This window comes from Clostridium sp. AF27-5AA (assembly GCF_003478415.1).
Taxonomy (GTDB): Bacteria; Bacillota; Clostridia; order Lachnospirales; family Lachnospiraceae; genus Otoolea; species Otoolea fessa.
On the sequence record NZ_QUFH01000001.1, the window covers coordinates 472,022 to 483,638 of the forward strand.

General features: G+C 48.3%; 11 protein-coding genes and 2 tRNA genes. 3 read left to right on the forward strand and 10 right to left on the reverse strand.

The features are described 5' to 3' along the window. Window positions 1-22: 22 nt before the first annotated feature. The 3 genes from lpdA to DWY89_RS02325 all read right to left on the reverse strand — a co-directional run bounded on the left by lpdA (window position 23) and on the right by DWY89_RS02325 (window position 3,625). Window positions 23-1,444 (reverse strand): dihydrolipoyl dehydrogenase, encoded by a 1,422-nt coding sequence (gene lpdA / locus DWY89_RS02315; protein WP_117795214.1) that lies wholly within the window; start codon window positions 1,442-1,444, stop codon window positions 23-25. Window positions 1,445-1,595: 151 nt separating this feature from the next. Then, window positions 1,596-2,606: an aspartate--ammonia ligase gene (asnA, locus tag DWY89_RS02320; protein WP_022360200.1), complete on the reverse strand. Its 1,011-nt coding sequence runs from the start codon at window positions 2,604-2,606 to the stop codon at window positions 1,596-1,598. Between the two features lie 242 nt (window positions 2,607-2,848). Beyond that, complete coding sequence (locus tag DWY89_RS02325) at window positions 2,849-3,625, reverse strand: HAD family hydrolase (RefSeq protein ID WP_022360199.1); 777 nt, start codon at window positions 3,623-3,625, stop codon at window positions 2,849-2,851. A 332-nt stretch (window positions 3,626-3,957) separates the two neighbouring features. Here DWY89_RS02325 and DWY89_RS02330 point away from each other — a divergent pair. Further along, window positions 3,958-4,031: transfer RNA gene (locus DWY89_RS02330), tRNA-Pro, on the forward strand. A gap of 113 nt (window positions 4,032-4,144) precedes the next feature. Here the strand turns inward: DWY89_RS02330 and DWY89_RS02335 are convergent. From DWY89_RS02335 to trkA, 4 genes are all read right to left on the reverse strand, one after another. Then, window positions 4,145-4,369 (reverse strand): hypothetical protein, encoded by a 225-nt coding sequence (locus tag DWY89_RS02335; protein ID WP_118481733.1) that lies wholly within the window; start codon window positions 4,367-4,369, stop codon window positions 4,145-4,147. Between the two features lie 203 nt (window positions 4,370-4,572). Next, window positions 4,573-4,863, reverse strand: a complete 291-nt coding sequence (locus DWY89_RS02340) for a hypothetical protein (protein WP_022359095.1) — start codon at window positions 4,861-4,863, stop codon at window positions 4,573-4,575. 15 nt (window positions 4,864-4,878) lie between these two features. Continuing rightward, complete coding sequence (locus DWY89_RS02345) at window positions 4,879-6,318, reverse strand: TrkH family potassium uptake protein (RefSeq protein ID WP_118523761.1); 1,440 nt, start codon at window positions 6,316-6,318, stop codon at window positions 4,879-4,881. 9 nt (window positions 6,319-6,327) lie between these two features. After that, window positions 6,328-7,686 (reverse strand): Trk system potassium transporter TrkA, encoded by a 1,359-nt coding sequence (gene trkA, locus DWY89_RS02350; protein WP_022359093.1) that lies wholly within the window; start codon window positions 7,684-7,686, stop codon window positions 6,328-6,330. A 328-nt stretch (window positions 7,687-8,014) separates the two neighbouring features. On the opposite strand from trkA, the gene DWY89_RS02355 reads away from it, so the two are divergent. Beyond that, window positions 8,015-8,085: transfer RNA gene (locus DWY89_RS02355), tRNA-Gly, on the forward strand. A gap of 227 nt (window positions 8,086-8,312) precedes the next feature. Here DWY89_RS02355 and DWY89_RS02360 read toward each other — a convergent pair. Then, window positions 8,313-9,182, reverse strand: coding sequence for a M15 family metallopeptidase (locus DWY89_RS02360; protein WP_118523762.1), 870 nt, complete (start codon window positions 9,180-9,182; stop codon window positions 8,313-8,315). Between the two features lie 472 nt (window positions 9,183-9,654). Continuing rightward, on the reverse strand, window positions 9,655-9,945 hold the full coding sequence (locus DWY89_RS02365) for a phage holin family protein (protein WP_022359091.1): 291 nt from the start codon (window positions 9,943-9,945) through the stop codon (window positions 9,655-9,657). Window positions 9,946-10,071: 126 nt separating this feature from the next. Here DWY89_RS02365 and DWY89_RS14305 point away from each other — a divergent pair, with 126 nt between their 5' ends. Then, the gene (locus DWY89_RS14305; RefSeq protein WP_182434470.1) at window positions 10,072-10,284 is read left to right on the forward strand and encodes a hypothetical protein; all 213 of its coding nucleotides are present in this window, start codon (window positions 10,072-10,074) and stop codon (window positions 10,282-10,284) included. 88 nt (window positions 10,285-10,372) lie between these two features. Here the strand turns inward: DWY89_RS14305 and DWY89_RS14505 are convergent. Continuing rightward, the coding region (locus DWY89_RS14505; RefSeq protein WP_147353324.1) for an IS200/IS605 family element transposase accessory protein TnpB at window positions 10,373-11,617 on the reverse strand (1,245 nt) is incomplete at its 5' end.

Below are 11,617 nucleotides of genomic sequence, written 5' to 3' on the forward strand. Positions count from 1 at the left end.
TCTGCCTCCTGTTGTTTCTCTATTATCCATTTTTCAACGCATCTTTGATCGCCTCCGTGATCGCCTCACTGTACGTCGGATGCGCGCGCATCGCCGTCGAGAGCTGATATGCCGTAAGACCGTTGGCGATCGCCGTTGCCATCTCTCCGATCATGTCCGTCGCACGCGCACACATGATCTGCGCCCCGATCAGCGTGTTGGTATACGCCTCAAAAATCAGTCGCACAAAACCGCGGCTGTTTCTCGCCAGAAGCGCTTTTCCATTTTCCGTCATATATGCCACACCGCACTTGATCTTCATATTATAAAGGCGGGCGTCATTTTCCGTAAATCCAACCGCCGCAATCTCCGGCTCCGTATAAATACAGGTCGGCACAACCGGAAGCACGACATACATACCGTTCGGCACGACCGAAAGCTGCATCCGGTGTCCGCGTCCCGCCAGGTTTTCGACCAGATAAGCCGCATGGGACGCTGCCACATGGGCAAGACGTTTCCGCGCCACGGTATCGCCGATCGCATAGACATTTTCCTGCGTCGTGCGGTAAGTTCCCTTGATGAGCGGACGCCCATTTTCCAGCTGTACCTGACAATCGTCCGCCAGAACCTTCGACATATTCGGGCGTCTGCCGACTGCCACCAGCACGCGGTCCGCCGGGCTTTCCTTCCAGCCACGCTCACAACGGTAATTGACCGACACCGTGTCGTTACCGCGATCCTTGATCTCCATGACCTGTACATTGCAGTGGACTTCAATACCCTTAGAACGCAGATTTGCTTCCATCTGCTCGGAAATCATCGGATCCATCGACTCCAGCAGACGATTTGCCTGCTCCAAAAGCGTCACGCGGGAACCGAGCGCCGCGAAGATCGTCGCGATCTCCACACCGATGACACCGCCGCCGATGACCGTCAGACAGTCAAAATTCCAGTCATCCATCCGCAGAATATCACGGCTTGTCATAACCTGCGGCAGATCAATTCCTGGGATATCCGGAATCACAGGGCTGGAACCGGTTGCCAGAATCACATTTTTTCCTTTCAGCGTCAATGCGCCTTTGGAGGTCGTCACACGCACCACATTATCCGCATGCAGGCGCGCATCGCCGTGAATCATCTCCACCTCCGCTTTTTCTAACATTCCCTGAATCATTGAGCGGAATGATTCCACGGACTCATTTTTATAAATCTGCATCTGCCGCCAGTCAAAGCTGACCTTCTCCGCCACGATACCAAACCGGAATGCTTTCAACATATCCCGGTAGACTGCCGTCGCCTGCAGAAGCGCCTTGGCAGGAATACAGCCGGTATTGACGCATGAGCCGCCCAGCGCTTTTTTCTCGATCAGGACTGCATCCATCCCCATCGCCGCCGCACGCAGCGCTGCCGTATATCCCGCCGGTCCCGCACCGATAATAATTAAATCATAGATATGATCCGCCATATAAATATCCTATCCTCTCATTCTATGGGCTTCCCATTACATAAAAAGAATGTGCCTTTTTGTGTAATAGGGAATTCTAATGAATTTCTTATTACACAAAAAACTGCCGCAGAAAATCACTTTCCCGGGCAGCTTTTCATCAATTTTATTTTTACAGCAGATGAATGTTGTGAGCCTCTGCCTCTGCGCGCACACCGTCCGGCCAGATCGACGCCTGCACCTCTCCGATATGTGCTTTCCGCAGGAAGAACATACAGATACGGGACTGACCGATACCGCCGCCGACTGTATACGGAAGCTCTCCCTCCAGAACTGCTTTCTGGAATGGCAGCTCCGCGCGTTCCTCACATCCCGCCTTTACCAGCTGCTCTTTCAGGGAATCCTCATCAACACGGATACCCATGGAAGAAAGCTCCAGTCCGATATCCAGAACTGGATAATATACCAGAATATCGCCGTTTAATTTCCAGTCATCATAGTCCGGAGCACGACCATCGTGCTTCTCACCGGATTTCATCTTGTCACCAATCTGCTCGATAAATACCGCACCGTGCAGCTTCGCAATCTTGTACTCGCGCTCCTTCGGTGTGCAATCCGGATACATATCTTCCAGTTCCTGGGTCGTCACAAATGTGATATTTTCCGGAAGATAACGTCCAATGTACTCATACTCATATGCCATATAGTCCTCGGTCACTTTCAGTGCCTTGTAAACCGAACGGACAATGGATTCCAGTGTCTCACGGGTACGATCTTTTTTACTGATGATCTTCTCCCAGTCCCACTGATCCACATAAATGGAATGGATGTTGTCTGTATCCTCATCACGACGGATCGCGCTCATGTCGGTGTAAAGGCCTTCACCTTCCTGAAATCCGTACTCTTTTAATGCCTGACGTTTCCATTTGGCGAGAGAATGTACAATCTCAGCCTTCCGATCTTTCTGCTCCAGAATTCCAAAGGATACCGGGCGCTCTACGCCGTTTAAGTTATCGTTCAGACCAGATTCCGGCAGTACAAAAAGCGGTGCGGACACACGGGTCAGATTGAGCTGTTTTGCCAGTTCTCTCTGAAAAAAGTCCTTGATTTCCTTGATAGCAACCTGTGTTTCTCTCAAATCCAATACCGGTTTATAACCAGCCGGAGTAATTAAATGTTCCATCTGTTACATCCTCTCTTTTTTCCCGGTGCGTGTCCGGTTCCCTGCCGCACTGCCGATTTCTGCAGCCGCAGTTCATCCTTTTAGTCAAAGCTTGCAGGCACGCGCCTTTTAAGTCATTTCTTGTTATTGTACTGCATGGAATTTCTACTCAAAGAAACTCACCTGTGGACAATAACCGTTTGGTAGCTATTATATCATTTATATAGGAAAATGGGAACAGGTAAAATAGGAAAATAACTTCTTTAAAATAAATGAAGGTGTTCGCACGCTTTATAAATTCCATCTTCCCCGATCGGTGCCGTCACGTAATCGGCTACTTTTTTAAGCGCATCCACTGCATTTCCCATCGCCACGCCGATGCCGGCTTCCTGCACAACCTCAATATCATTCATGCTGTCGCCAAATGCCACTGTATCGGAGAGATCTTCTTTTTCTCCAAAATACACCGCCAGCCTGCGGAGTCCGTCCGCCTTGGAATTGCCTTTCTCGACCACATCCGCGCCATGTCCGCTCGCAAACATCGGCAATTTCAGGGTCGGAAATTCCCGTTCCATCTCCTTCACCTGTTCACGGCTGCCGACAAACGCCAGTGTCCGGACCGGCATCGTGAGCATCTTCCACGGATCCTGGAACTGCCGCCCGCAGCTTCCCCAGAAGCGGATATCATTAGCCGCAATGATCTCCGGATGGATATAGTAATCTTCATCCCCCACCGTCATGCCGATTCCGAATCCCTTTTCATCGCAGAAACTCAGCACCCGGCGCAGGAGTTCCGGATCAAAGATGTGCTCAAACAGCAGCTTATCTCCCACTGTGATCTTCGTCCCGTTCATATGTACAATCGCATCCGGACGGACGATGTCCCGGTACGATGTACTGTAATAATTATCCATATCGCGCCCCGTTGCCAGCACAATCTTGTACTTCGGGCGCAGCTTTTCAATCGCCTCCAGCGCACTCGGTGTGATCTGATCCGTCCGGTGGTCTAAAAGGGTCATGTCGAGGTCAAAACTTATCATGATGTTCTCCTTGGGGTTGGTTACTACAAAAGGTCACAGCCGAAGACTCTGCTATGACCTTTTCTTTTAATTATCCACGTTTTCATCATACCATTTTTCAAATTTGGAGTCAATATTGGGAAAATATTCATTCTATTGATCCATTCCATTGATTCGTAAAATTCCACTCAACCATCAAAATTACATCAAAAAACAAACATCCGGCAGCGAAAATTTAGAAGTCATAGTTGATTTTTGATGTAATTTTGATATAATGATACGCATATAATACTTCAACAAATGGCGGTATATGTCAGCTGAAAATTTGGCAAAGTGCAGCTATGATTTATTTTCGGGGTATGGCGTAGCTTGGTAGCGCGCTCGGCTGGGGGCCGAGAGGTCGCAGGTTCAAATCCTGTTGCCCCGATTTTTAGCATATTCTTAGCGTTCTTAATAAATGAAAAGAAGAAAGCCGGGCAGCTCTCACCGCCCGGCTTTCTTTCCCTCAGTTCACACCTCGTGCAAATTAAATCGCCCTCTCTAGTTTCCGCAGCCACAGCCACCATTATTGCCGCAGCCACAGCCAGACTGGCTGTCTCTTCCGGCATCATAGCCATCCCGGTAGCCGACTGCATAACCATCATTGAAACCTCTCCGATAGGAATTTCTTCCGTTATTTCCACAGCTATTCCAGCCCCATCCATTATTTCCACAGCCGCCGCATCCTCCGCAGTGTCCACAACCATTACCCCAAGACCAACACATATGATAATCTCCTTTTCATTTTTCATTGATAATATATCATATGCCTGTCAACGCAAAGTGTGTCCCACTTCCCCGGAAGCCACACCGTCAGCCGTTTCAAACATCTGTCCCAAAACCAGTCAAGTCATCCATCAGCCATTTTCTCTGCATCATGGCAGCAAAAATGGGCGCATGCCAGACACATCACGTCCACTTTTATCTACTTACACCCGGAAGTTCCGGCTCTTAAACACATACACATGTGCGAACAGTGTTACCAGCACAACTGCCGCCAGCACCAGATCGCCCGTACCGCCGCCCAGATGAAACGCCATGCCAAACAGCGACAGCGTATCAATCGCAAACAGCCACTTTTCAACCGCATACACCTTTTTCAGGTTATATTTCTTCGGATCGATCGAATCCGATATAAAAATCAGGAAATCTTTGCCGCAGAACAAATCAATTGTCTCTGCCAGTCCCAGACACCCCGTTAAAAAGAACAGTATATCCATCCGCATTCTCCTTCCCTAGAACCGCTTCCAGGTTTCCCTTGAAAACAGCAGAAGTACCGGGAAAATCTCCAGACGTCCTGCCAGCATATCAAAAATCAGAACCACTTTTGAGAAATTACTGAAAAACCCAAAGTTTCCGGTCGGTCCGACCAGTGCCAGACCCGGTCCGATATTATTAAACGTAGCCGCAACCGCCGTAAAATTCGTCACCAGATCGTATTCATCCAGAGAAATCAATAGAACAGATACCGCAAAAATGAGCACATACGCAACCATAAACACATTCGTCGAGCGCACAACCTCATGCTCTACGATCTTTCCATCCATTTTGATCTTCTCCACTACACTCGGATGCAGGTACTGCTTCAGTTCCTTTTTTACCGATTTAAGCAGAATCAAGACGCGCGACACCTTGATACCGCCGCCTGTACTGCCCGCGCAGGCGCCGATAAACATCAAAAGTACCATAATCGTTCTTGAAAGCTGCGGCCATTTATCAAAATCCACCGTGGCGTAACCGGTCGTCGTGATAACCGAACCGACCTGGAATGCCGCATCCTGGAATGCCTGCAGTGCATTGCCGCAGAGTGATACCGTATTGACTGTAATGATGCCAACCGCCGATGCAATGATTAGAAAATATGCCCGCACCTCCTGCATTTTAAAGGCCTGTCCTATTTTTCGCATCAGCAGGAAGAAGTAAAAGTTAAAATTCACTCCGAACAGAATCATAAACACTGTCACGACATTTTTCTGAAATGCCGTGTAGCTCGCCAGACTATCATTCCGGATTGCAAAACCACCCGTACCTGCTGTTCCGACCGTGATCGTGATCGCGTCGAAAATCGGCATTTTCCCAAGAATCAGAATCACAGCCTCGAGGATCGTCATTCCCAGATAAATCTGGTATAACAGCTTCGCCGTCATCTGAACCTTCGGAACGAGACGGCTCACGATGGGTCCTGGGCTCTCCGCCTTCATCAAATTCATATGGGAACCGCCCACCATCGGCAGGACACTCAGAAGGAATACCAGAACGCCCATACCGCCGATCCAGTGCGTAAAACTCCGCCAGAATAATAAGCATTTCGGCAGCTGCTCCACATTGCTCAGAATACTTGCACCGGTCGTCGTAAAGCCCGATACCGTCTCAAACAGGGCGTCGATCGGATTCGGAATATAGCCGCTTAATACAAACGGCACTGCTCCCATCACACTGAGTAAAACCCAGCTTAGAGAAACCGCCACAAAGCTCTCCGCCACATAAAAGATCTGATTTTTCGGTTTCCGGTGTACCAAAAGCATACCAACCATCAGGCATACTGCCATCGTTGCCAGAAAGCACCATACCTCCGACTCACGGTAAATCAGTGCCACTGCCGTCGGAAGCGCCATAAAAGCCGCCTCAAAATTCAGGATCCAGCCTATGATATAAAATACAATCGAATAATTCATCTATGCCGCCTACTTTCTCAGGATGTCACGGATATCCCGCAGACCTTTCTGACTCGTCAGGACAATCACTGTATCGCCCTGCTGGATGCAGTCCTGTCCACGCGCGATCTTGATATTGCCGCCGCGGTTGATACATCCGATCAGCAGGTTGCTCTTGAGATTCAAATTCATCAGCGGAATGCCCGTCACTTCCGACTCCTCGCGGATCACAAACTCCAGCGCCTCCGCCCGACCGTCGAGAATATGGTACAACGTCTCCACATTGCTGCCGATCGTATTCTGCATCGCGCGCACATACTGTAAAATGTAGTCCGCCGTGATGTATTTCGGATAAATCAGACTTCCCAGGTCCAGCTTGCTGATCAGCTCGTCAAAGGCAATCCGGTTAACCTTCGTCACCAGCTTCGCGCTGGAATTTTCCTTCGCATACAGCGCAAGGAAAACATTTTCCTCATCCATATTCGTCAGGGTGACAAATGCCTCCGCCGTCATCAGCCCCTCTTCCAGAAGAAGCTGCCGATCCGTTCCGTCGCCGTTGAGGATCAACGCATCGTCCAGAAGCTCTGTCAGAACCTCGCAGCGCGCTTTATCTTTCTCCACAATTTTAACCCGGATCTTCATCGCCGCCAAAAGTTTCGCCAGATAATAAGCAATCGTACCGCCTCCGACAATCATCGTATTTCTGACCTGGTTTGTCTGGATGCCGATCTTGCGGAAAAATTCTGCCGAATTTGCCGGGGAGGCGATAATCGACACCATATCCCCGTTTTTAATCACAAATTTACCATCCGGGATCGCCACCTCATCGCCGCGCTCAACACCGCCTATCAGGACATCGCAGCGGAATTGGCTGTCAATATCCATGACCGAAAGCCCGTCCAGCTTAAACTCCGGTTTTACCTTAAATTTCAGAAGCTCTACCTTTCCCTTAGCAAATGGATCGATCTTGATCGCTGACGGGAAGCGCAGAATTCTCGAAATCTCCGTCGCCGCCGCATATTCCGGGTTGATAATCATGGAAATTCCCAGCTGCTGCTTGATAAAGGTAAGCTCGTTGCTGTAAATCGGATTCCGCACACGCGCAATCGTGTGGCAATGCCCCACTTTTCTCGCAATCAGGCAGCAGAGAAGGTTCATCTCATCCGACCCTGTCACGGCAATCAGCATGTCCGCCGTCTGCACACCTGCCTCGATCTGCATGGAAATGCTGGCACCATTTCCCACCAGCTTGATCGCATCGATATCATCTGACACCCGCTGCATTCGCTCCGCAGACGTATCGATCATCACCACATTGTAATCCTCCCGGACAAGCTGCTCCGCCAGCGTCGTACCAACCTTGCCGCATCCGATAATGATTATATCCATAGTTTCCTCCGTTATTTTCTGTTTATCCGCCATACCGATACAGAAAATCTCTATTTTATATACAAAATAAAAAATGTGCCTTAACACTTTCCTATGACGGAAAAAGGGTGCCTGAAAACCGCGCCCTAATCCATACGGAATTATTATAACACCTTCTGCGAGTTTTTGAAATATAAATTGTGTTAAGAGGGCATTTTGTGGGCGTTTTGAATATATTTGTCTCTTTCGATCCCAAAAGTGCCTACCCGTGTACAGTAACTTTCCTCCCTTTTTGGCAAGATAAATTTCTTGACTTTTTCAGAAAAAACAGTATACTTAATATATATTTGCAGATATGGTTCATCGGTAGAACGCTAGCTTCCCAAGCTGGAAAGGCGGGTTCGATTCCCGTTATCTGCTTTTTTGATGGATGCGGAAACCCTTGTAAATGCTGGATTTTTCCTTTATTTACAAGGGTTTCTGGTGTTTTTGGAGCATCTACCACGAAAGCATATTTCAGTATAAAGAACCCCTTTTTCTGGGGAAATATCACACGAAATATCACACGAAAAAAGGGCTGTTTTTCCTTTATTTTCAAGGAATGACAGCCCCTTATTATGCGCTTATATTGTGTTTTTCATCATATTTTATCGTATATGTCCGTCCTCTGCTATCCGATCTGCGGTAATCATCCAGCCATCCGAATCAAACGCATACGCCTGCCCGTCAATCTGGCAGACTGCATCGTGCCGGTAGGTGTACCCACTCAGCAGATACCACCAGCGCCCGTCCTGGCACACCCAGCCAGTAAGATACTTGCCAGACACCCAGCCGTCCGCAGTCTGGATCCACGGATCGCCGTCGGCAAAGCATTTATTAATTGGCTGCACACGCTGATCCTTGGTGTAGCGCTTGCCAGAGTCAGAACCTGCCGGAGCTGTCCGGATGATGAGCGAGGATGCAGTGACGCTCAAGCCGTGTGCGCCGCTCTTGATGTCCTTGAGATCCGCCGCTCCGGCATCGCTGTCGGCTTTGACTGGCGCTACATCCATTTTAGGCCAGGTCTTTTTAAACGCCTCAAAGGTGCCGTAACGCTGTTTAAGAATGTTGGTGGCGCTGCCCCAGTCCGGCAGATACAGATGTGGCTTGTCTGCGATGCTACGCCAGTCTCCGCCCCAGGCAAGTCCTAAAGCTTTTGCCAGCTCTGCGGCCTTTTTAAACATACCTGTGCTGTCATTGTAGGCATCGTCTGACATGCTGCTATCGCCGTCCACATCCATCTTAAGATAAAAATCAAAGGCAATCCCCCACTGATGCTGACTGCTATAGCTACTGCCTTTGGCATTGGTTACAATGTTGCCAGGCTTGGTACGTCCTTGCGCGTACAGAGCGTCCTGCTCCGCCACCGTCCGCAGTGTCTCTCCGATGGCTATTGTGATACCCTCGGTCGCACAGGCTTTGATCCAGGCGGACGCAATGCGCTGGAGACGCGGATGGCATAATGTGATATCTCTCATAGATTTGTCCTCTTTTCTTTATGATATGAAAAAATATGAAATTTTGTTTTCCGGGGTATCTTGCAAAGAATTTTCGCATATGCTATAATGCCGATAGGCTAAGAGATAGTAGTTATCCATCACAGGCAACGACAAAACCCCCAAGGATCGCGACTCCTTGGGGGTTTTTATTCCTAATTTCACGACGGGAAGGCTTAAACCCGCAGGCTAGTTACCGACTATTTGTGACCGTCTAACCATTTGCAGATGAGATGGCTAATCACACCCGCCACGACAGAAACAATAAGAGATAATCGTATTTCCACCGCAGACACCTCCTTCCTGACACCAGTTTCGGAGGCGGTAACTCTGACATTATAGCATATAAATTTCTTTCACTCTATCGGCTTTCGTCGATTTTCCCCTATTGTTGCGATGCCGCAACGGCAGCCACGCCCCGAACTGCCGCGGGAGATAGTCGGATCGCCTCCTTCTACTCTTCTTTTCCTGACTGCTTAAAAATCTGGTTTACATACGTAGACAATCCCGCCACAAGGACGCCCTGTGTAAGTGCCGTGAAAACTGCCAGCGCGATATCCTGACCACTGCCGCAGGCACAGGTGGCGAACACATAGATGGCACAAATCGCAACGCCAATCAGCCCATTAATGAGTGGGATGTATTTGTCTTTCACTGTCTCACTCTGCTTCAGCCACATCCCAATAAAGTACAGCACTACTGCTACCACAAGTAATTCCGGCTTTACATAATCTTTAATCTGCATACCTTATCCCTCCATCTGCTTTTCCAAATCTGCGATCCGATGGTTTGCCACCCGGATCTGTTTCTGCATCACTGCCTCGGTCTCCTCTAATTTATATGTACGCTCAATTACTGTATGAAAGCAATTATGAATGATGAAGTCATGGAACGACTGATTGATACGCTGATGGAGTTGCAGAAGAAAGAAAGCACCGATCTGCCTCTTTTGAAAAAGCAGCTTGCAGAAACGGAAAAAGGTATTAACAATATGCTCAACGCCAGTGAACCTCACATGGCTAAAGTCACGTGCTTCTCGGCCGTTTTAAACGGCAAGACTAAATATTGGCGGATACGCCAGTAACTTAGAATTCGTGCGGATACGCACTTTTTCCACGCCGGATACGGCTGGTTTCCATATTACAGGTAGTCCGCTGTATATCTGCCTGCGTTTATGCTGCTTTTAAGTTGTTTACTTCTACATAAAGCTTTCTTAAATCTGCATAAACACATGAGGTTCTACGCTTCACTGCAGGTACTTTTGCCTCCAGTGAAGACCTTCCCGTTTCCGGCAAGGGTTTTAAAAGTTCCCGTATAAAATATCTCGCTCCGATATTATAAGTTGCTGACAAATCACAGTTATACTGCTTTCCTGTCTGGAAGATACATAGGCTATGGTTCTCCGGATTTCTTACTACCGCTCCACTTCCGTCACAGGCCAGCCTGCTGGTGTTCCGTGCACTAACTCTGGACACACGAATCCTGTTCCGATGTGCCTGATGTTCACATAGCTTCTGAATATCCCGCTTTCTCCATAAATGAAGCTTTTGTTTCTTTTTTCCGGATATTTTTCCCTGCATTTCCAGATACTCAAACACAATTACACCTGCCTGATACTCTGCGGCATATTTCGTGATCTCCGCAGCTATTTTGCGGGACAGCTCCATATTCAGCCTTTTTGCATAATCCCATCGGCTTTGGACCTGTCTGGAGGAATGTTCCCTCTGAAAACGGCGGATTCTGCCAAGCACATGATACAAATGGTCTTTATCACTGGAGAAATTTATAAATTTACGTCCCAGGATAGTGCCATCTGCACGCATGATGCTGCAGACCGCATCCGTATTGATTCCTAAATCAACGCTGCATATCACCTGCTCTTTTACATCTGTTTTTGATAAGCTTACTTCCTCTGTGTATGAAAACCGAAGGAAATATTTATGATGTTTCCTTTCCAAAGTAGGGGCAGATGCCTTTTTACCACTCCATTTTTTTCGCAGATATTCCATATCGGTATGAAGTAATTTTACTTGAAACCACTTCCACTCCCGCCCATCAAACAGCTTTAAATGTGCCGCATCTTCTCCCGGTTCTGCTTCCTTATACATGACATCCCGATAAAATACCGGCATCGCATGATTCTCACAGACCAGCTTCGGTTTTCCTCTCAGTTCTCCCTTTTCCCACAAACTAAGGCGTGTCTGATAGGAGGACACGGCTCCAAGTGCGTGTTGAATCGCCGCTCTTCTCAGATAAGATGGCATCTTAGGGAAATGACGGTCAAACAGAAATCTGGCATGATTCTTTTTTGTCTCATGTACCAGATGTTCCGCTTCATTAAAGCGTTTTTGTGGATTTCTGATTTCTGAAAGTTCTTCCCAGGTCTCTGCATACACCGGAATCAGATAGGAAACTGC

Bases quoted from the DNA above. Each gene is read 5' to 3' on its own strand.
- lpdA (WP_117795214.1), bottom strand. From the start codon at position 1,444: ATGGCGGATCATATCTATGATTTAATTATTATCGGTGCGGGACCGGCG.
- asnA (WP_022360200.1), bottom strand. From the start codon at position 2,606: ATGGAACATTTAATTACTCCGGCTGGTTATAAACCGGTATTGGATTTG.
- DWY89_RS02325 (WP_022360199.1), bottom strand. From the start codon at position 3,625: ATGATAAGTTTTGACCTCGACATGACCCTTTTAGACCACCGGACGGAT.
- DWY89_RS02335 (WP_118481733.1), bottom strand. From the start codon at position 4,369: ATGTGTTGGTCTTGGGGTAATGGTTGTGGACACTGCGGAGGATGCGGC.
- DWY89_RS02340 (WP_022359095.1), bottom strand. From the start codon at position 4,863: ATGGATATACTGTTCTTTTTAACGGGGTGTCTGGGACTGGCAGAGACA.
- DWY89_RS02345 (WP_118523761.1), bottom strand. From the start codon at position 6,318: ATGAATTATTCGATTGTATTTTATATCATAGGCTGGATCCTGAATTTT.
- trkA (WP_022359093.1), bottom strand. From the start codon at position 7,686: ATGGATATAATCATTATCGGATGCGGCAAGGTTGGTACGACGCTGGCG.
- DWY89_RS02360 (WP_118523762.1), bottom strand. From the start codon at position 9,182: ATGAGAGATATCACATTATGCCATCCGCGTCTCCAGCGCATTGCGTCC.
- DWY89_RS02365 (WP_022359091.1), bottom strand. From the start codon at position 9,945: ATGCAGATTAAAGATTATGTAAAGCCGGAATTACTTGTGGTAGCAGTA.
- DWY89_RS14305 (WP_182434470.1), top strand. From the start codon at position 10,072: ATGAATGATGAAGTCATGGAACGACTGATTGATACGCTGATGGAGTTG.